This window comes from Bacillus sp. RO1 (assembly GCF_012524115.1).
Taxonomy (GTDB): domain Bacteria; phylum Bacillota; class Bacilli; order Bacillales; family Bacillaceae_I; genus Sutcliffiella_A.
The window spans coordinates 18,544-39,821 of record NZ_JAAZWB010000083.1; the positions used below are offsets into that span (position 1 = coordinate 18,544).

At 41.8% G+C, this 21,278-nt stretch carries 19 protein-coding genes; 4 read left to right on the forward strand and 15 right to left on the reverse strand.

Features of this window, described 5'->3' with window-relative positions; genetic code table 11:
* Positions 1 to 165: 165 nt before the first annotated feature.
* The 9 genes from HC179_RS14730 to dnaE all read right to left on the reverse strand — a co-directional run bounded on the left by HC179_RS14730 (position 166) and on the right by dnaE (position 12,207).
* Positions 166 to 1,080 carry a DUF1002 domain-containing protein gene (locus HC179_RS14730; RefSeq protein ID WP_168864987.1) on the reverse strand — a complete coding sequence of 305 codons (915 nt, stop codon included), beginning with the start codon at positions 1,078 to 1,080 and terminating at the stop codon, positions 166 to 168.
* A gap of 35 nt (positions 1,081 to 1,115) precedes the next feature.
* Positions 1,116 to 1,511 (reverse strand): FxsA family protein, encoded by a 396-nt coding sequence (locus tag HC179_RS14735; protein ID WP_168864988.1) that lies wholly within the window; start codon positions 1,509 to 1,511, stop codon positions 1,116 to 1,118.
* 126 nt (positions 1,512 to 1,637) lie between these two features.
* Complete coding sequence (pyk, locus tag HC179_RS14740) at positions 1,638 to 3,392, reverse strand: pyruvate kinase (protein ID WP_168864989.1); 1,755 nt, start codon at positions 3,390 to 3,392, stop codon at positions 1,638 to 1,640.
* A 132-nt stretch (positions 3,393 to 3,524) separates the two neighbouring features.
* On the reverse strand, positions 3,525 to 4,484 hold the full coding sequence (gene pfkA / locus HC179_RS14745) for a 6-phosphofructokinase (RefSeq protein ID WP_168864990.1): 960 nt from the start codon (positions 4,482 to 4,484) through the stop codon (positions 3,525 to 3,527).
* 350 nt (positions 4,485 to 4,834) lie between these two features.
* A complete protein-coding gene (gene accA, locus HC179_RS14750; RefSeq protein ID WP_168864991.1) occupies positions 4,835 to 5,821 on the reverse strand; it encodes an acetyl-CoA carboxylase carboxyl transferase subunit alpha in 987 nt (328 codons plus the stop codon).
* Positions 5,815 to 6,678, reverse strand: a complete 864-nt coding sequence (accD, locus tag HC179_RS14755) for an acetyl-CoA carboxylase, carboxyltransferase subunit beta (protein ID WP_168864992.1) — start codon at positions 6,676 to 6,678, stop codon at positions 5,815 to 5,817. The genes accA and accD overlap by 7 nt, the downstream gene beginning before the upstream one ends.
* Before the next feature lie 186 nt (positions 6,679 to 6,864).
* Positions 6,865 to 7,479 carry a FadR/GntR family transcriptional regulator gene (locus tag HC179_RS14760; RefSeq protein ID WP_168864993.1) on the reverse strand — a complete coding sequence of 205 codons (615 nt, stop codon included), beginning with the start codon at positions 7,477 to 7,479 and terminating at the stop codon, positions 6,865 to 6,867.
* 3 nt (positions 7,480 to 7,482) lie between these two features.
* On the reverse strand, positions 7,483 to 8,721 hold the full coding sequence (gene ystJ, locus HC179_RS14765; protein WP_168864994.1) for an NADP-dependent malic enzyme: 1,239 nt from the start codon (positions 8,719 to 8,721) through the stop codon (positions 7,483 to 7,485).
* Positions 8,722 to 8,880: 159 nt separating this feature from the next.
* Positions 8,881 to 12,207 (reverse strand): DNA polymerase III subunit alpha, encoded by a 3,327-nt coding sequence (gene dnaE, locus HC179_RS14770; RefSeq protein WP_168864995.1) that lies wholly within the window; start codon positions 12,205 to 12,207, stop codon positions 8,881 to 8,883.
* A 151-nt stretch (positions 12,208 to 12,358) separates the two neighbouring features.
* Here dnaE and ytrH point away from each other — a divergent pair, with 151 nt between their 5' ends.
* A complete protein-coding gene (gene ytrH, locus HC179_RS14775; protein WP_010195627.1) occupies positions 12,359 to 12,694 on the forward strand; it encodes a sporulation membrane protein YtrH in 336 nt (111 codons plus the stop codon).
* 1 nt (position 12,695) lies between these two features.
* A complete protein-coding gene (gene ytrI, locus HC179_RS14780; RefSeq protein WP_148987880.1) occupies positions 12,696 to 13,196 on the forward strand; it encodes a sporulation membrane protein YtrI in 501 nt (166 codons plus the stop codon).
* A 49-nt stretch (positions 13,197 to 13,245) separates the two neighbouring features.
* On the opposite strand, the gene HC179_RS14785 is transcribed toward ytrI, so the two are convergent.
* Positions 13,246 to 14,196 carry a DHH family phosphoesterase gene (locus tag HC179_RS14785; protein ID WP_168864996.1) on the reverse strand — a complete coding sequence of 317 codons (951 nt, stop codon included), beginning with the start codon at positions 14,194 to 14,196 and terminating at the stop codon, positions 13,246 to 13,248.
* Positions 14,197 to 14,377: 181 nt separating this feature from the next.
* Between HC179_RS14785 and HC179_RS14790 the strand changes: the two genes are divergently transcribed.
* Positions 14,378 to 14,710: a YtpI family protein gene (locus tag HC179_RS14790; protein ID WP_168864997.1), complete on the forward strand. Its 333-nt coding sequence runs from the start codon at positions 14,378 to 14,380 to the stop codon at positions 14,708 to 14,710.
* A 48-nt stretch (positions 14,711 to 14,758) separates the two neighbouring features.
* Here HC179_RS14790 and HC179_RS14795 read toward each other — a convergent pair whose 3' ends face one another.
* The 4 genes from HC179_RS14795 to HC179_RS14810 form a co-directional block, all read right to left on the reverse strand.
* On the reverse strand, positions 14,759 to 15,742 hold the full coding sequence (locus HC179_RS14795; RefSeq protein WP_168864998.1) for a nuclease-related domain-containing protein: 984 nt from the start codon (positions 15,740 to 15,742) through the stop codon (positions 14,759 to 14,761).
* A gap of 352 nt (positions 15,743 to 16,094) precedes the next feature.
* Entirely contained in the window at positions 16,095 to 17,402 is a 1,308-nt protein-coding gene (locus HC179_RS14800) for a DRTGG domain-containing protein (protein WP_168864999.1), read from the reverse strand.
* A 69-nt stretch (positions 17,403 to 17,471) separates the two neighbouring features.
* Positions 17,472 to 17,717, reverse strand: a complete 246-nt coding sequence (locus tag HC179_RS14805) for a hypothetical protein (RefSeq protein WP_205825347.1) — start codon at positions 17,715 to 17,717, stop codon at positions 17,472 to 17,474.
* Positions 17,718 to 18,001: 284 nt separating this feature from the next.
* Positions 18,002 to 18,685, reverse strand: coding sequence for a metal-dependent hydrolase (locus tag HC179_RS14810; protein ID WP_168865000.1), 684 nt, complete (start codon positions 18,683 to 18,685; stop codon positions 18,002 to 18,004).
* A 172-nt stretch (positions 18,686 to 18,857) separates the two neighbouring features.
* On the opposite strand from HC179_RS14810, the gene HC179_RS14815 reads away from it, so the two are divergent.
* Positions 18,858 to 19,961 (forward strand): M24 family metallopeptidase, encoded by a 1,104-nt coding sequence (locus HC179_RS14815; protein ID WP_168865001.1) that lies wholly within the window; start codon positions 18,858 to 18,860, stop codon positions 19,959 to 19,961.
* 48 nt (positions 19,962 to 20,009) lie between these two features.
* Here HC179_RS14815 and ald read toward each other — a convergent pair whose 3' ends face one another.
* Positions 20,010 to 21,131: an alanine dehydrogenase gene (gene ald, locus HC179_RS14820; protein ID WP_168865002.1), complete on the reverse strand. Its 1,122-nt coding sequence runs from the start codon at positions 21,129 to 21,131 to the stop codon at positions 20,010 to 20,012.
* Between the last annotated feature and the right edge of the window lie 147 nt (positions 21,132 to 21,278).

Below are 21,278 nucleotides of genomic sequence, written 5' to 3' on the forward strand. Positions count from 1 at the left end.
GCGCAGACGCCCGCGGGAGGAAGGGAGAGGTGAGACCCTGTAGGCGAAGCCGAGGAGGCTCACGGACCGCCCGCAGGCAAGCGAAGCGCATGGAACGGAAGTTAACGCGTTTTACCCAAAACACAAAAAAGGCTACCCGGTTATGGCAGCCTTTTTCATATTTTTCTATTTGAACAGATCAGCAATGGACTGGAACAGGTTACGGAAAAAGTCTTGAACTCCCTGCCAGAAACCTTCATTTCCTACTACTTCGTCGATTTTATTCTTAATGTCCGTAGAAATTTGCTCTAGCTGATTTTTCACATTATCAAAGTTGATATTCAACTCACGCATTTTTTCAAAAAGATCAATCAACAGTTGTCGATCTTCTTCACTCAATTCGATATTCAACTTAGCTAATTGTTCTTCAACGATTTGTTCAACATCTTCTCTTGTTGCAGGATTTTGCTCTGCAATCTGCTTTTTGATTTCGGTCAGCAACTCACTGACTTTTTCACTATCCATGCCCTCTTCTTCTGCAAGCTTGGTTGCAATGGACAATTCTTCGTTTGCTACTTCCATACGGTCTTTATTCAGTGTTTCTCCACTTACTTCATAAGCTTTGTATATACCTACAAGTGCGGAATGACCGCTAACCTTCACTGGAGATGCAACGATAACCTCTGCATCCTCAATTCCAGCAGTCAATAGGGCATTAGCATACATATCATCTGTTACTTGTGTGATATTTTCAGGAGTGGCTCTATTAATGACAAGCCCTTCCCCTTTTTCTTTTCTCGTAATTTTAGCAGAAGAAAACATACGAGCATTTCTGTCTTCTCCTTCAATATAGGTAACAAGGTCTTCTCCTGTTACCGTAATTTCTTCAACCATTTCAGGATTTTTCACGTTTAGATATTCGCGCACTTCCTGTTTTTGATCTTCATTCAAGGTTCCACCGTATACGACAATTGGAAGGCCAAACTTTTCATTGATGCTTTCTTCCTCATCTTCACCGCCGGCAGCTTGTACAACATTCGATAATGTAAGGCCAGATAAAACTAAGGTCAATACTAGCAAAACTTTTAACCAATGCTTCATTTCATTTCCCCCATACTAATATGATCAATTGCTCTTTATCTTCTGTTAATGACAATAAATTGTCCGCGATCCATCCTGTTTCTGATTGCACGCATAATGGACGGTTTAATCAAATTCCTTGTCGGTGGCAAAAGTAAGGCAAAGCCGATCGCATCTGTGATGAATCCTGGAGTTAAAAGAACAACCCCACCAACTAAAATACATAAACCATCAATAATAACATCACCAGGCATCTGACCGCTGTTCATTTTTTGTTGGGCACTTCTAAGAGCAGAAACTCCCTGGTATTTTGCTAACCATGCTCCTAAGACACCAGTAAGGATAATTAACATGATCGTTGGTATCGGACCAATCAGTTTTCCTGCTGTAATAAGAAGCCATATTTCAAGTGCTGGTACAACTATAATCAACGCTAATAAAATTCTGAACATAATAGGACAACCCCATTTCTAGTAAAAGCAAGCTACCAATCAATTATAGCAAATGTGAAAGAATTACTCTAATATAAACAAACCCCTCTCCCAGCATATGCCAGAAAGAGGGGTTTATGTCCTATATTATAATACGTTTGCGTGACCTGTATAAATCGTACCGCGGGAAGAATCAACCGTGATTTCTTGACCGTCTTTTAGGATAGAAGTAGCTTCTTCTACTCCAACGATGACAGGAATACCAAGGCTTAACCCGACAACTGCAGCGTGACTTGTCAGGCCGCCTTCTTCTGTGATAAGAGCAGATGCTTTTTCTAATGAAGGCATCATATCTTTATCAGTGCCAGTTGTTACGAAAATAGCTCCGTGCGTCATTTTATCAGCAGCTTCTTCTGCAGTCTTTGCAACAACGACTTTTCCGTAAGCAGATTTCCTGCCGATGCCCTGTCCACTTGCAAGAACATCGCCAACAACATGAATTTTCATCAAGTTTGTTGTACCTTTTTCGCCAACCGGAACACCTGCAGTAATAACAATTAGGTCTCCGTGAGAAACGATACCTGTGTTCAATGATTCTTCTACTGCTACTTCTAACATTTCATCTGTAGAAGTCGCTTGACGACCGATGCGTGGGTAAACACCCCATACTAGAGCAAGTTTACGGGATACCGCTTCACAAGAAGTAACAGCAACAATCGGTGCTTTTGGACGGTATTTAGAAATCATGCGTGCAGTATGACCACTTTCTGTCGGTGTCACAATTGCAGAAACATCCAAGCTGATTGCCGTATAAGCAACAGATTGACCAATGGAATCCGTTACAGTCAGTGCAGCTTGTTTGCTATGCTTTGTAAGAATTTCTCCGTATGCTAACGCCTGTTCCGCACGAGAAGCGATGTTGTGCATCGTTTGAACAGCTTCAATTGGATATGAACCAGCAGCTGTTTCACCTGAAAGCATGATAGCGTCTGTTCCATCAAAGATTGCGTTCGCTACGTCACTTGCTTCTGCGCGAGTCGGGCGCGGGTTGCGTTGCATGGAATCAAGCATTTGAGTTGCTGTGATGACAGGCTTACCAGCAAGGTTACATTTTTTGATTAGTTCTTTTTGAACAAGAGGGACTTCTTCAGCAGGGATTTCTACTCCAAGGTCTCCACGAGCAACCATCAAGCCGTCGGAAACTTCCAAGATTTCGTTGATATTGTCAACACCCTCTTGGTTTTCGATTTTAGGGATGATTTGAATGTCTGTAGCATCATGTGCTTCCAGTAACTCACGAATTTCAAGAACGTCTGACGCACGACGTACGAAAGATGCCGCAATGAAATCAACACCTTGCTCAATACCAAAGCGGATGTCGTTCGCATCTTTTTCGGTAATACCAGGAAGGTTCACTTTTACACCAGGAACATTCACGCCTTTTTTATTTTTCAGTGTACCGGAGTTCAAAATCTTTGTTCTGATTTCGTTGTTTCCTACTTCCAGAACTTCCAATCCGATCAGACCGTCATCCAAAAGTATACGGGAACCTGGATGTACGTCTTCCATAAGTCCAGGGTAAGTAATGGAGAACTTTTCCGTTGTTCCAATTACTTCTTCCATAGAGATGATAATTTCATTTCCTTGTACTAATTCAATCGCACCATCTTGCATCGTATGCGTTCTGATTTCCGGACCTTTAGTATCCAAGAGGATCGCTACATTTTTCCCCGTGCGTTCTACCGCTTCACGAATATTGCGGATACGAGCTCCATGCTCTTCATAGTCACCATGTGAAAAGTTCAGACGGGTAACATTCATCCCTGCTTCCATCAGCTGGATTAACGTTTCGACACTTTCACTAGCTGGTCCAATCGTACAAACAATCTTTGTTTTTTTCATGTAAAATTTCCTCCTAGTTATATACCGTTCTTTTCATTTCGTCCTTTTATATTATAAAGCAATAGAGTGGCATTACACCAACGATAGCCTCAGTAACCTGGTAATGAAAACGATTCCAATGTGCTTATCTTACTAAATGGAAAGTTCTTTAGAAAGGTCGTACATCTTCTCATCGATTGTGTGTGTTTTAGAAAGTGCTTCAATGATATCATGGTCAACTAGCACATTACTTTGAATCCCTACACATCTGCCGCCTTTACCATCCATAAGTAGTTCCACTGCACGTGCACCCAATCGACTTGCCAAAACTCTATCAAATGCCGTTGGTGATCCACCGCGTTGGATGTGACCAAGTACACTTACTCGCGTTTCGAAATTTGTCTCGTCTTCGATTTTCTTTCCGAACTCCACTCCGCTGCCTACTCCTTCAGCTACGACGATGATACTATGCTTTTTCCCTCGCTCCGTTCCGCGTTTCAGTCTTGCAATTACTTCTTGCATATCATCCTTCGCTTCAGGGATAAGAATGGTTTCCGCCCCGCCTGCAAGACCTGCCCAAAGTGCAATATCTCCTGCATGGCGTCCCATTACTTCAATCACGTATGTACGCTCATGGGATGTGGCAGTATCACGAATTTTATCTATGGAATCGATAACTGTATTTAGCGCCGTATCAAATCCAATTGTAAAATCAGTGCCTGGGATGTCGTTATCGATCGTACCTGGCACACCGATACATGGATAGCCATGTTCCGTCAACTTTTTAGCACCTTGGTAAGAACCGTCCCCACCAATTACAACTAATGCTTCAATGCCATGCTTTTTCAGGTTTTCGATTCCCTTAAGCTGACCTTCTATTGTTTTAAATTCTTCACATCTCGCAGAATATAGCATGGTTCCACCTCGATGGATGATATCACCAACAGATCCTATTTCAAGCTTTTTGATATCTCCATCAATCAATCCAGCATATCCACGATAGATTCCGAATACCTCGATGTCATGAAAAATAGCCTTTCTTACTACTGCACGGACCGCAGCATTCATACCTGGTGCATCTCCACCACTTGTCAGAACGCCTATTCGTTTCATTCTATTTTCACCTCTTGAGCTAATTTACCTATAAACGTATACCCAAACATATATTTTATTAGAAAAATGAGTACTATGTAAAGCCTCTTTATTCAAAATTAACATGAAGGTATGTCGAAAACAACTGAAAATTGTCGATGAAAAGTTTTGGATGCGCTATCATTTTTCATTGTTGACATTTTGGTCAATTTTATTATGTATACCTGCAAATTCTATAGGTATTCAAACTTTTAGCTCTTCATTAAGATACCCAGCTTATTCCTTCCTATCCAAAAGAAAACAGGAGGAAAATAACCTATTCCCTCCTGTTGAAAATTCTTTTGTGTTGTATATGGAATATCTACGCTCATCTACTGGTTGATCTTTTCAGGCTTAAGCTGCTCCTTAAACGAGAATGCACCAATTCGTTTATATTTTGCATAGCGGTGTTCGATTAATTCCTCTGCAGTCAATGGCATGAGATCTTGAAGGGACTCTTTCAATATCTCTTTAATTCCTTTTGCTTGAACATCTACATTTTTGTGGGCCCCGCCCTTGGCTTCTGGAATAATTTTATCAATGATTCCTAAATCGTACAGATCAGGTGCAGTAATCCTCATAGATTCTGCTGCTTTCTTAGCAAGACTGGCATCTTTCCAAAGAATAGCCGCCGCTCCTTCTGGCGAAATAACAGAATAAGTAGAGTTCTCAAGCATGTGTACATGATTCCCGACACCAAGTGCAAGAGCCCCGCCGCTTCCTCCTTCACCAATGACAATACAAATAACCGGAACTTTCAAGCCTGCCATTTCAAAGAGGTTTTTGGCAATGGCTTCACTTTGTCCACGCTCTTCTGCAGCTTTCCCAGGGTAAGCACCCTTCGTATCAATGAAGCACACGATAGGACGGTTGAATTTCTCTGCCTGATACATCAGCCTTAATGCTTTGCGGTATCCTTCCGGGTGCGGCATGCCGAAATTTCTGCGAATATTTTCTTTCGTATCCTTCCCACGCTGATGACCGATAATGGTGATAGGTACGCCGTCAAATTTTCCAATTCCACCTACTATTGCTTCATCATCGCCATAGTATCGGTCTCCATGTAATTCTAAAAAGTTCGTGAAAACACGTTCAATATAATCCAACGTGGTGGGGCGTTCGGGATGTCTGGCTATTTGGACGCGATCCCATGGACTTAAGTTTCCATAGATATCTGATTCTAGTTTTTCTAGTCTTACTTCAAGCTTCTCAATTTCACTAGTAAGATCCATGTCGCTATTTTTCGTGAACTCTTTTAATTCACCTATTTTCTTACGAAGTTCTACAACCGGTTTTTCGAATTCCATTTCTCCTACCATCTCGTCTCCCCTCCTCCCTGGTGTATATCTAATACATTTGTTAAGGTTTCTTTTAGCTCAAGACGAGGAATAACAGCATCTAGTTGACCACATTTCAATAAAAATTCCGCCGTTTGAAAGTCTTCCGGAAGATCCTCCCGAATGGTTTGCTCGATGATACGTCTCCCGGCAAATCCTATCAAGGCTTTCGGTTCTGCAAAGTTATAATCTCCTAATGATGCGAAACTAGCAGATACGCCACCCGTAGTTGGATGAGTCATCACCGAAATGATCAATCCGCCACTTTCACTATGAAGCTTTAGGGCACTACTAGTTTTCGCCATTTGCATCAAACTTAAAACACCTTCCTGCATTCTTGCACCACCTGAAGCAGTGAAAATAAGGAATGGTACTCTCTTCTCTTTTGCCTTTTCAATGGCACGGGTGATTTTTTCACCGACTACCGATCCCATGCTTCCCATGCGGAAAGTAGAATCCATAACAGCAACGACAATCGGGAAACTATTAATCGTACCCTCACCAGTCACAACCGCCTCATTGATTCCGGTTTTCTTCCTGTCACCTTCTAGTTTTTCCAAATAGTTTGGGAAATTAAGAGGATTTTCAGAAACCATATCCACATCATATGCGGTAAAGCTCCCTTTATCCAATAAGCTTTGAATTCTTTCTTTTGCATTCATGGGATGATGATGGCCACAGTGTAGACAGACCTTCAGGTTTTTCATTAACTCTTTTGTATACATTATTTTTTTACAGCTTGGACATTTGGTCATAATTCCTTCTGGTACATCTTGATTTGCTTGTTCCGATGGAATGGATGCGTATTTTTTCTTCTTTGTGAACAAATCCTTCAACAAAACAACAGAACCTCCCTTAATTACAGAAACTTGTTACTTAGTTTTGGTATTTGGTACTAATAACAGGTCAAAATATAGGTAAGTAAGGCTGTTAACATTATTTCAATAAACAAATTCCTTTACTTACCTTTATACTCATACTGTTAATGTAACGGAAACTCCACGATGGATGTTGTAGATTCTTGTCTACTTTTTATCGACAATTTCCGTAAAATGTTTTTCATATAGCTTTATCACTTGTTCCGCTTGCTTTTCTCTCATCGCCTCTAGTAACTCTTCTAAAACACCACTCTCTATCATATTATCCTTACAGATAATCTGTGCATAACTATTGACAAGTGTCCAAATTCTTAGCATCAAACTGTTGTCTACTATCGTCATAATCCCTTTGAAAAGATCTGTTCTGGATATGGGAGCTGAAAGCATTTCTCTCATTTTCTCATAATCTTTTACAGAAGCTTTTTGCATAAATAACTGGATGCATGATTTTTCTATCTCCAGTTTGGTTTCTAACAAATCATTTTTGGTCTTGTCCTGCTCCAAAATGAACGTTCCCAATAGTTCCACTAGGTGGTGCTCTTTAAAATCTTTGATGAATGTTCCTTCCCCACGCCTTGTTTCAATGAGCCCCAAAAGCTCCAATGCCCGGAGTGCTTCCCGAACAGAGGACCGTCCGACATTTAATCGATCGGACAGTTCACGCTCGGAAGGAATCTTGTCTCCTGCTTTCAAGCCGTCTGCTACAATGATGGCCCGAATTTTTTTGACAATCTCTAAATACATTTTCGTAGGTGTAGTCATAGACTATTCACTTTTTCCAATAATGGCGGTCCGTCTGGTTTTCTCTGCTACCTCTTCTGGATCCACCTTAATACGGGCAACTCCGGTCTCCATAGCAGCTTTTGCGACAGCTGCTGCTACCGCAGGAGCTACACGTGGGTCAAAAGGAGCTGGTATGACATAATCATCACTTAGCTCATCATCAGAAACCAAGCTTGCTATTGCTTCCACCGCAGCGATTTTCATTTGTTCGTTAATATGAGTGGCCCTTACGTCAAGCGCACCGCGGAATATTCCCGGAAAAGCCAAGACATTATTTACTTGGTTAGGGAAGTCGGAACGTCCAGTCCCTACCACACTTGCACCTGCAAGCTTTGCTTCTGCCGGCATGATTTCCGGGTTAGGGTTGGCCATGGCAAAGATAATGGCATCCTTGTTCATGCTTTCAATCATCGCTTGTGTCAAAGCACCTTCAACAGACACTCCGATGAACACATCAGCGTCTTTCATCACATCTGCTAATGTCCCTTCAACTTTGCTGCGATTTGTGTAGCTAGCAACTTCTGCTTTTACACTGTTCATCCCAAATGGACGTCCTTCATAAATGGCACCTTTTGAATCACACATTGTAATATCCCTTACACCATATCGATATAATAATTTAATGATGGCAATTCCCGCAGCACCTGCACCATTGGCTACCACTTTTATTTCTCCGATATTCTTTTTCACTAGCTTGAGGGCATTAACAAGACCTGCAACCGTTACAATTGCCGTTCCATGTTGATCGTCATGAAAAATAGGGATATTCGTTTCCTTCTTCAGACGCTCTTCCACAACGAAACAGTTTGGAGCAGCGATATCCTCAAGATTGACTCCTCCGAAAGTAGGCTCAAGAAGCTTCACAGTTTCTACAATTTTATCTACATCCGTCGTGTTCAAGCAAATCGGGAATGCATCCACTCCAGCAAAGCTTTTGAACAATACCGCTTTTCCTTCCATTACCGGTAAAGCTGCTTCAGGACCGATGTTGCCAAGTCCCAATACTGCTGTCCCGTCTGAAACGACAGCTACCATATTGCCCTTCATCGTATAATCATAGACTTTGTTTTTATCATCATAAATTGCTTTACACGGCTCAGCCACTCCAGGAGAATATGCCAGACTTAAATCCTTAGCATTTCTTACGGGAACTTTTGATTTTGACTCCAATTTCCCCTGGTGAATCTTGTGCATATGTAAAGCTTCTTCTTTTAAAGACATGATACATGTCCCCCCTGCTATTTTTGTCATCCTCATTGCCTTTATTACATTAGGATCTTGTGATGACTTCCATTTAATATATTTACCATTTCATTATACTAAAAAAAACAAGGAAAAGGTGGTCTGACCACCTCCTTGTTAACTATATCATAATATTAATCATTGTAAAGATTTTTTAAACACTACATTCTCATCCCCGAGGATGGTTTTCAGCTTTAGCAAACATTCATCGGTAGGTGTTACATATAAGGCCGGCTGGAGTTTTATCGTTTTTTTCGCTTGCGTATAATGGACATAAACTGTTGATGGGCCATGATGCGTTCTTAGCACTTTTTGCAGATGTTGAAACACTTCTTGTTCATGTTTTTCTTCGTCGATTTGTAAAAAAAGATCACCAATCAGATGTGCATATTGTTCTATCAGTGTATCAATTTCGATAATATTTTTTATGATCAGCTGTACTTTCCCTTCCCGTTCTTCCAGATTTCCTTCTACCATTAACGTTTCCCCAGTTTTCAATAGATGAGAAAATCGTTTATATAGTTCTGGAAATGCTACAGCTTCTAAGTCACCCGATTGATCAGAGAGAGTAAGGAATGCCATGAGGTCTCCCTTTTTTGTTCGAATTACCCGTTCATTAGATATGAAACTTCCGACTCTCACCTTTTTTGATACAGTGGACGGAAGGTCAAGAATAAGGGACGCACCACCGAGCTGAAAGTATGCTGCAAACGGTTCTGTCGGATGTTTGGATAGATAAAAGCCCAATGCCTCTTTCTCCAATTGCAATTGTTCCGTCAATTGTAACGGTTCCACCTTTACATACTTCGGTTTAATATTGAATTCTTCTTCTAAGAAAAAGTCAATCTGGTCGTCATCTGAAGGCATGACAAGCTCTGCATGCTGCATGGCTACATCCAAAGTTGCAAGAAGCGTAGCCCTGTCCTCACCAAACTCGTCCATGCTCCCTCCAAAGATGAGCATTTCTATAGTCTTCCGATTGATTTTTGAAGAAGCCCTGTTGCAAAAATCAAATAAATCACTAAAAGGCTTTTTTCTCCGCTCCTCTATTAGAGCTTTGATAGCCTGCACTCCCACTCCTTTAATCGTTAACAAACTAAAGCGGATGCCTGCCTCTTCCACCTGAAATGCAATGCCACTTTTATTGATAGAGGGGGGAAGGACTTGTATGCCTTTCCGTTTTGTCTCCGTGATATATTGGGAGAGTTTTTGCTCACTTCCCATGACACTGGAAAGAAGTGTCGCCATGAAAATTTTTGGATAGTTTGCCTTTAGATAGGCAAGTTCATAAGAAATCATACTATAGGCTACCGCGTGGCTTCGGTTAAAACCATAATCAGCAAATCGGACAATCAGATCATAGACAGAGTTGGCAACCTTTTCGTCATAGCCTTTGTTCAGGCACCCCTTCACAAAATGCGCTCTTTCTTTTGCCAGAACTTCTTTCTTTTTCTTTCCTACCGCTCTTCTTAATAAATCTGCTTCGCCTAAAGAGAATCCTGCCATTACGGCCGCAATTTGCATGATTTGCTCTTGATACACAATAACTCCAAATGTTTTCTCCAAAATAGGAATCAGATCTGGATGTGGATATTCCACTTTTCTCAGTCCGTGCTTGCGTTCAATAAACAAAGGAATCTGTTCCATTGGACCCGGACGGTAAAGGGCGTTGACCGCCACGATATCTTCTAGGTTTGAAGGCTTAAGCTTTGTAAGAACCTTTTTCATCCCAGGTGACTCTAGTTGAAAGATCCCGGACGTGTCACCTTCACTTAAAAGGCGGAAGGTTGCTGCATCATCGAGCGGTATTTCCTTTATGGGATGATTTGTTTCTTTTTTTACTTGATAGCGGATGCTTTGAATCATTGTTAAGTTTCTCAGTCCAAGAAAGTCCATCTTAAGCAGCCCAAGCTCCTCAAGGGTTTCCATCGTGTATTGAGTAAGGTAGATGTCTTGTTGACCAGCGTGTATCGGGATTAATTCCGTTAGAGGCTTGTGGGTAATGACCACTCCTGCTGCATGTGTAGAAGAATGACGGGGAAGCCCCTCGATTTTCTGCGCTGTTTGAAAGGCACGCTTTCTTTCCTTTGTTTCGTTTATCGCTCTTTGCAATTTTTCATTCTCTTGATACGCCACATCAAGCGTTATGCCAGGCCTCGATGGAATCATTTTAGATATCATCTCAAGTTCTTTTCCTGAAAGGTTTAAAACCTTGGCAACATCCCGCCATGCCGCCTTTGCAGCCAAGGTACCAAATGTGATGATTTGGGCAACATGGAGCTCTCCGTACTTTTCCGCCACATAACGGATAACCTCATCCCGTTTATTATCTTGAAAGTCGATATCAATATCCGGCATGGTGATACGCTCAGGGTTAAGAAACCTTTCAAAAAGAAGATCATGTATGATCGGATCCACATCAGTGATGAAAAGGGAATAAGCGACCAATGAACCAGCAGCAGAACCACGGCCCGGTCCAGTCAAGATCCCTGCATTTCTGGCAAAATACATAAAGTCCCAAACAATTAAAAAATAATCACTGAACTTCATCCCTTTAATTACTTGAAGCTCATAGGTCAGGCGATCTTTATACTCTTCAGACGGTTCCCCAATCCTTGTTTGAAGTCCTTCCCAGCAGATCTTTTCTAAATATTCGTCTGCACTTTCCTCCTCAGGAACCGGATAACTTGGGAGAGCGGCTTGTCCAAACTCCAATTCCACGTGACATTGGTTACTAATCTTCCATGTATTCTCCAATGCATCCGGGATATCTTCAAATAACTGTGTCATTTCATCAGTTGCCCGTAGATAATCTGGAGCCTCTTTAGGCAGGGATTCAAGCTTAGTGCCTTGTTTGATGCTGCGTAAACACTCATAGACAAAGACTTCCTCTTGGAGAAGATAATGCACCTTGCTTAAGGCAACGATTGGCAACTCGCTATGTCTTTTCCTTGTAGCTTCAGAACGTTCATGTGCTAGGGTGGAATTCCGATCAATCCCCAAATACACACAATCTTGCTCAAACATTTCAAGGTAGACTTCCGTAGTTTGCGCTTCTTTTTGAGCAAGTTCGGATTCAGAACCAGATAAAATCACAATCAGCCCTTTGGTATAATGCTTCAACCATCTTTTCGGAACCCCTTGTGGCGATTTGGTCTGCACCACACTTGATAATTTCATCAGGTTCGTAAATCCCTGGTTATCTTTCGCCAAAAGAATGACAGGATACCTCGACTCCTCGTCCTTCTCATCCGACAGGACGGAAAGCGTCAGACCGATAATTGGCTTAATGTTTGCGGCTTTACAAGCTTTATAAAAATCCACGGCCCCATACATCACATCTTCGTCTGTAAGCGCAAGGGACTTTAAACCAAGCTCGTTCGCACGTGCAACAAGCTTAGAAAATCTGACAGAACTGTTCAACAGACTATAACTGCTTTTTATATGTAAATGAACGACACTCATTAATCATCACACCTTATTTAACGCTTCCATTTTATATATTCATTATAGGGTCTATTCTGTTCTAAACACAATGAAGAAACTTCTCCATTAACATCACATACTTACCACTTCCTGTCCATATATATGAATAAGGACAGAAAGGATGATGAAAATGGACGTAAAAGATCCATTCGTCGCTACCCTTATTTTCAGTTTTTTCATCGCAGTTGGGGTAATACTTGGAGGAGCAATCATCGGTGGAATTGCCGCTTTTCTAGTAGGGGATCCACCATTGACGAGAATGTGGAGCTTGGCCAAAAGTTTGAAGATATGGGCAATCGTTGCCGCCATCGGAGGTACCTTTGACACTTTTTATAATCTGGAAAAAGGGCTGTTCAACGGCGAAACGAAATTCTTAGTAAAACAGTTGCTATTAATAATCTCAGCAACAGGTGGCGCCCAAACCGGCGCACTCATTATCAGCTGGCTCACACAGGAGACTTTATAGCATGAGGGTTCCTCCATATAACCGCGATCCCGGGTGGCAACGTTTTTTTTCCGGAGTGGTGTTGGGTGCAATCGTAGGCTGGCTAATATTCATGCTTATGTACGGCGTCACTTTGGAAAAGAATATCGGCGATCTCATTAAATATAAGGAAGAAGTGAGAAGCTACAAAAACAGAATTCATATATTGACAGAGGACAATGATAAATTAAAAGAGGAAAAAGACCAATTAAAAATAGAAGACTTTAAAATATCCATCATCAATCATGAAAAGTACATGCTCAACTCGTTCAGCCGTTCCTCCATCATTGCAAGGATTACAGAGGATCTCAACGACCAGGTTTCAAAGGATGTCGCGAGCATTAAAGACAATCGTCAATTGCTTATAAAAGTCATTGAAAACAAAAGCTACACACTTGATGACAAAAGATACTACTTCGAGGTCGACTTTCTTTATATAGACACTACAATTGAGATGGACTTGTTGATTGTGAAAATGGAATGAGGAGAGGAAGCGACTGCATGTTGTTGTAGCCACTTCCTCTTTTACTTTCCTACTCCCCTTGCAATTGTGCTCTGGAAGCTTCAATTAGGTCAGCGAGAACATGGTCCGCCTCTTCCCATTTATAAATAGATGCCCCTGACGCCAACGGATGACCTCCACCGTTGTACTTCTTGGCAATTTCATTGACGATGATCCCTTTTGAACGAAGCCTTACCCTGATCTGATCTGCTTCTTCAATAAAGAAAGCCCACGCCTTAATGCCTTCAATGTTCCCAAGCATCCCAACCAATTGCGACGCTTCAGAAGGAAGGGCGTTATATCGTTGCAAAATATCAGGAGTAATCTTCATAGAAGCAATCCCATTCTCATGCATGGAGAAGTTCTCAAGCACAAATCCGCTAAGCTTGGCTATATGCAACTTCGTTCGGTACAGCTCATCATAAAGCTCTGTCATAGAGAATCCGTAGCTCAAAAGTTCACTCGCATATTGGAATGTCTTCGTATTGGTGCTTTGGAAAAGGAATCTGCCCGTATCTCCAATTATTCCCGCGAATATAAGTCTTGCAGCTTCCTTCGTCATAACCCATCCTTGGTTTTTTCCTGCTAGATACAGTTCGTATATCATTTCACTCGTCGAACTCGAATCCGTATCCACCCACATCAGATCCCCGTATCTGTCCTCATTCGGATGGTGGTCGATCTTTATCCACTTAGCTGCCAGCTTGTAGCGCTTATCACAGATACGCTCGGTATTGGCAGTATCACATACAATCACAAGCGCTCCGTCGTAACTGGAGTCCGGTATTTCATCAAGCTTACTCAAGAAATTTAATGACTCCTCCGCTTCCCCAACGCGATACACCTTTTTTTCCGGATAGCTTTCCTTGACCAACTCAGCCAATCCACATTGCGACCCATACGCATCTGGGTCAGGCCTAACATGACGGTGGATGATAACCGTATCATGTGCCTTAATTTCATCGATAATCTGCTGCCTCATCGTATGTAACCCTCTTTCACCTGTTTCTTTTCTTTTATTTAATCACAGTTTCCCTGGTTCTCAAAGAAATATCATTTTTGTGGAAAAGTAGAATTTTGTTCACGAACACGTTACAATATAGCTTGTATGCGTATGGTAAAATATTTACTATCATGTTTGAAATATAAAGGAGTGTGTCCTTTTGGCTATTTTTGTTTTTCTCATCATCTTTTCATTAATGTTCTACTTCATGTATAAAGTAAAATACTTCCGTACCCAATTGCCAGCCGAAAAAAAATGGCTAAGCGCAAAATCCAGCATCGCTCTGGGATGTTTTGTTTTCTTTTTTGGCGTTAATTCTCTCATTAATCCACTATCCACGGTTGCCATTGTTGTCGGGATAATATTGTTGGCTGTAGGATTAGGAAGCATCTGGGCGGGCTACAAAGCCTACCGTTTCTACCTACCTTTTGCAATTGAAGAAGCGGAAGCGGTGAAGGAAGCAGAAATGAAAGAGAAGACGGTTACGGATTGAGGTTGAGTGGAGAGTCGTTCCTTTTTGGGGCGGCTTTTTTGTTTGTGCTTATGGCGTTAAAGAAGTTTTAAAATGTTCTAGCGAGTAACTCCTCCCTTTTTTGTGGCCGACCGAAGGCAAATCAAGTGATGCCAAGATATTATACGCTTCTGACGCAGAACTAAGTAGAAGGAAATCCTTCAAATCTTTATTCTGAATGGTAGTAGCTATTAATACTTTATAATCTTCTATCGCATAAAGATGCGCTGACAGCGATTGGGTATTGCATTTCTTACAAGTCCAGTATTTTCTTATTTTCTTCATCAAGTTCGACCCGCAATCCATACATATTACACCTTTTATGAGTTCTTCCTGTTTAATGTTATAGGTTTGTAGAAAATTAAAGCTGTCATGGGTATGTTTCTTGATTAATGTTTTAGTAAGCTTGTTAAGATCTTTTTTATTTAGGACCTCGGTTGAATGGAGTGCATTTATTTCGTTCACTCTATTTGGGAGGTTAGTTAGAAAAGTTACCTTTTTCATAAGTGAGGGAGAAGTTTTGACCAGATGGGCCTTGTTGTGAGTTAAAGCCACTAAACTTGCAATAGGTAAGCTTGGGAAGCCTTGATGTTCTAACCATAGTGAAAGTTGAAAACGTTGACGTGCTACTTGAGAGAGAGGATCAGCCATTCTTTCCATTTCCCCATCTGCCTTATGCCGGATGAGTTGACATCCCACTTCATCAAACTCTAGTTTACCAGATACGTATTTCGAATCTATTACTAAGCAATGGGTGGATGTAATGAGTAGCGTATCCATTTGAAAATATCTACCTTTGGGGTCTTCTATACGGAGGCCGTGAAGAATGTGGTAGTTTTCATGAGGGAGAAAGGTTAAATAGTAATCTAATGCCTCTTCACCTTTGTAACCGTATTTCATTTTTCCATATTCCTGTTCAATCAATTGGTATTGAGGGTGGGACGGTAACAGTCTCCTCAAGCCGGCTTCATGTATCAGCATCCTATTCGACTTTTCTCTATGTTTTTTTATCATTTAGTCACTCCTTTGATAACTTGTCTTGGTACTTTCGACTCTGAACATTTAAATTCCTGCAAATTCTACAAATAGAATACTCGAATTTTCACATATCCATTGTAAAATGAAAATATCCATTGTAAAACTGATATATCCATTGTAAATCGAATATATCCATTCTAAAACCCATATATCCATTGTAAAATCAATTTATCCATTATTCCCACTCCGCACCCTCACACCACCCCCACCAAAAGCCCTTCCACACTTTAGTCTTTGCCATCTCCAACACCAAACCACACAAAAAAACGCCCCCACCCCAAAAGGTGAGAGCGTTCCACGCCTAAATTGCGCATGCCTTCTCAATCCACTACTGTATCAACTGCACCATCATCATTGCCTTGCCCACAACATTGCCTTCATGGTACACTTCCACATCCACTTTACCGAACTTGCGGCCGACTTCCAGTACTTTCGGCCGAATCTCGATCGTACTGTCAATTTGGACTGGCTTTATAAAATAAATCGTGATGTTCTCCACGACCATATCACTCTTTTTCACATTACGAATCACACGCTTCGCAGCTTCGGTCACGATTGTTGTAAACACGCCATAAGATATCGTCCCGACCGAGTTGGTCATCTGAGGGGTCACTTCGCTCTGGTAGGATTCTTCCCCCTTTGATTCAGTGACATCCAAAAATTGATTGGTCACAATGTCATCAAGGGTCTCACCGACCTGTGGCTGCCTTTGGATCATCTGCAACGCCTTCAATACATCTTGACGGCTGATGATTCCAAGAAGACGGTGGTTCGGGTCAACCACAGGCAGCATCTCGATTCCTTCCCATACCATGATATGGGCAGCGGACGCGACTGACGTTTTCCCGTTAACGGTGATCGGATTTTTGGTCATCACTTTTTCAATTGGCGTCGAAGAATCCTTCCCAAGCACGTCCTTGGAAGTAACCACACCTTGAACCTTTAAGTTTTTATCAATAATTGGAAAGCGGCTATGCTTGATTTCTTCGTTCACCTTATACCATTCCGCAATGGTATCTTCTGTGGTTAAGTAAGTCGTCGCCTCAATTGGTGTCAAAATATCCTCCACCAATACAATTTCCTTTTTAATCAACTGATCATAGATGGCACGGTTAATTAATGTCGCAACAGTAAACGTATCATAGCTACTCGAGATGATTGGAAGCTTCATTTCATCCGCTAATCGCTTTACCTCATCGTCTGTATCAAATCCACCGGTAATCAACACAGCAGCACCAGCTTCAATGGCAAGCTTATGGGCGTTGTAGCGGTTACCGACAATCAACAAGTTACCAGCTTCCGTATAGCGCATCATCGCTTCTAGTTTCATCGCACCAATGACAAATTTGTTCAATGTCTTATGAAGTCCTTCTCTGCCACCAAGAACTTGTCCATCCACAATGTTGACCACTTCGGCAAATGTAAGCTTTTCGATATTCTCTTTCTTTTTCCGCTCAATACGAATAGTACCAACGCGTTCGATGGTACTAACATATCCTTTATTTTCGGCATCCTTAATCGCTCTGTATGCCGTACCTTCACTCACCGTCAACGCCTTGGCTATTTGTCGTACTGATATTTTTTCTCCAATAGGAAGTTCCTCTATATATTGGAGAATCTGTTCATGCTTTGTCACACTCTTCACCCGTCCACATAGTTATTTGTACTTTTATTATACGGGTGTTAGAGCTTGTATTCAATGTGTTTACTGATATTGACGCAATCGGACCTTTTTGACCTCTGCCAATTTCGCTTTTCGGACCACACGGTTTCGCTTTGGCAAGTACATGATTGCTGCAATATTACCTCCAACTGCCATTAAAGCAAGCACCAGCCATGCAACGCCAAACCATCCTGCAAGACCATCTTCCGTCACGGGCAAACGCGGTACTGCAACGTATAGCATTGCACCGATACACAATAACGATAATAAAAGTCTATTCTTCAACATTTGACACTCCTTCCAAACTCGATAGCTTGTATCATGTATATTCGGCACAACAAAAAAAAGAAGCAGCTCTGCTTCTTTTTTATAGGCTCTGTTAAACACCGCTGTTGATTTCCACAAATGGCTTTGCTTTCCGCGGGGCGACCTTGAGCCTCCTCGGGCTGTGCCCTGTGGGGTCTCAACATTGTCGCTACTCCCCCGCAGGAGTCTTCGCCATTTGCTCCAATCAACAGCTAGGTTGCTGCAAAAATTAAAAGTTTGCTTTAACAGAGCCTTTTTATAAGCCACTATAATTCCATAACTTCTCCCACTTCCAGCACTCTCCCGACGCCTTCAGGAAGTTTGGAAACAAACTCATGTGGATTTTGTTCAATGACGGGGAACGTATTAAAATGAATCGGTACCACCGAAGAAGCATCCAACCACTTTGCTGCAAGCACCGCATCATCCGGACCCATCGTGAAGTTATCCCCAATTGGAAGGAATGCCACATCTATATCATTTAATTCGCCGATTAGTTTCATATCAGAAAATAATGCTGTATCTCCGGCATGGAAAATCGTCTTCCCATCAATGGTCAACAGGATCCCACTAGGCATTCCTGTATAGACAATTGTTTTTGTTTCATAATCTGTATAACTTGACCCATGAAAAGCTTGCGTCAATTTCACTCTTCCAAAATCAAACTCATGCGCTCCTCCGATATGCATTTCATGAACCCTCACACCTTGCCAGCCTAAATATTCAGCAAGCTCAAACGGCGCAACAACTAATGCGTCATTCTTCAAAGCCAGGTCCACCGTATCCCCAACATGGTCATTGTGGCCGTGTGTTAAAAGAATCACATCCACTTTTACGTCTTCTGCTGTTAAATCTGTCAAGCCATTTCCCGTAATAAACGGATCAAAAAGAAAGGTCTTTCCGTTAGCCTCTACTTTTACTACAGAATGTCCATGATAGGAAACCTTCATTCCAACAACCTCTCCTTCTCCAACTTAAATTCTTCACACCAAATAATCTTCTCTTTTTTAACCAAAAATCCTTCTAATAAAATTTACACAAGTATGATTCCCTGATACTCTTAATGTAAACGTATTAAACTTCGTAACTGGAAGTAATTTACCCGATAAAGGAGTGGCTGATTTGAAGGAACATCGTCTGCAACAACTGGTGGAATGGCTTAAACAGGAGGACTTATCCGGTTGTTTCTTAACGTCTACCCCGAATGTATTTTACATAAGCGGTTTTTACACGGATCCACATGAAAGGCTATTGGGACTACTTGCTTTCCCAAACAGCGAGCCTGCGATCGTATGCCCGAATATGGAAGTCGAGCAGGTGAAAAATACCGGTTGGGCTTACGGTATTGTGGGTTACAATGACACTGACGATCCTTGGCAAAAGGTCCAGGAGTATGTGAAACTACAAGGTTTAAACATGGAAAAGCTTGCAGTTGAGAAGGAACATATGACTGTGGGGCGTTTACATAAGTTAGAGGAGATTTTCCTAGGTGTAAAACTTGCCGCGGCAGAAGAGAAAATGTACCAGCTTCGTCTAGTAAAAGATGAAGAAGAGGTTTCCATCTTGAGAGAAGCAGCTAAACTCGCTGATTTCGGAGTGGAAGTTGGGGTCCATCATCTTAAAAAAGGTGTTACCGAGCAGGAGCTTGTTGCCATCATCGAGTATGAGCTAAAGAAAAAGGGTATCAGCCAAATGTCCTTTTCAACCATGGCGCTGACAGGGTTAAAAACCGCCGCTCCTCATGGAAAGCCAGGCTTGGATCAAGTGAAAGAAGGCGACCTTGTTTTATTCGACCTTGGTGTAGTTTTAAATGGATATTGCTCAGATATTACAAGAACTGTTGCCTTTGGTGATGTGAACGAACAGCAGCAGGAAATCTATGAAACTGTATTGAAAGCACAGCTTGCTGCCGTGGATATTTGTAAACCTGGAGTGGAGATCGGGCAGATTGATCGTACAGCTCGTTCCATCATTACAGAAAGTGGATTTGGAGAATTTTTCACCCACCGCATAGGACACGGACTTGGAATTGAAGTACACGAGTATCCATCCATGAATGAAACCAATTCAATGAAACTGCAGAAAGGGATGGCGTTTACGATTGAGCCGGGGATCTATAAACCAGGAGTCGGTGGGGTACGAATCGAGGATGATATTTTAGTAACAGACAGCGGAATCGAACTGTTAACGAGCTATCCGAAAGACCTACAAATTATCAAGCCATAATAAGAAAACAGGTACCCTATAATAAAAGGGTACCTGTTTTTATAATCATTAATTTTTCACTAACAAGTTGCTTGCACTCTCATATGCCAAGCCGTGAGACTCTGCCACTGCCGCATATGTTACATATCCGTCAAGCGTGTTGATACCTTTTAGTAACGCTTCATTATCTAAGCATGCCTGTTTGTAGCCTTTGTTTGCAATTTGCACCGCATAAGGAACCGTTACATTCGTCAATGCGATAGTGGATGTACGCGGAACTGCACCTGGCATGTTCGCAACTGCATAATGAACGACTTCATGCTTCACATATGTTGGGTCATCATGCGTGGTGATGCGATCTGTCGTTTCAAAAATTCCGCCCTGGTCGATAGCGATATCCACCACAACAGAACCTGCACCCATGGATTGAATCATTTCCTCTGTTACAAGCTTAGGCGCTTTAGCACCTGGAATAAGTACCGCACCAATGACAAGATCTGATTCTTTTACTGCGATTTCAAGGTTTAACGGGTTACTCATAAGCGTTTGGATGTCTTTTCCGAAAATATCATCCAACTGACGAAGACGATCTGGGTTTAAGTCAAGGATTGTCACATCCGCACCAAGTCCGATTGCCATCTTCGCAGCATTCGTACCAGCGACACCTCCACCGATGATCGTTACCTTCCCGCGGCGGACACCAGGAACACCACCTAGTAGGATACCTTTGCCACCTTTGATTTTTTCAAGGAATTGAGCACCAATTTGTGTAGCCATACGACCAGCTACTTCACTCATTGGTGTTAATAATGGCAGGGAGCCGTTTGGAAGTTGAACGGTTTCATAAGCAATCCCCACTACTTTGTTGTCAATGAGTGCTTTTGTCAGCTCAGGTTCTGGAGCAAGGTGAAGATAAGTGAATAGGATTAACCCCTCACGGAAATAGCTGTATTCAGAAGGAAGTGGCTCTTTAACCTTCATTACCATGTCCATGGACCATGCTTCTTCTGCTGTTTCCACCATTTTTGCACCAGCTTGTACATACTGCTCATCCGTAAAGCCAGATCCGATTCCAGCTTCTTTTTCTATGTATACTTCATGTCCGAAGCCAACAAGGTTCACTACCCCTGCAGGTGTCATCGCAACACGGTTTTCGTTGTTTTTTATCTCTCTAGGTACTCCAATTCTCATGGATCAAATACCTCCTTCATCATAATCACAAAGCGTTAAGACGTAACTAATATAACATTAAACTAGAAAATGTAAAACAGTTTTTTACGCATTTTTGTAAGCGCTTTAAAACAGGCGGAATTATCAATATTATCAAAATTTAGAGAC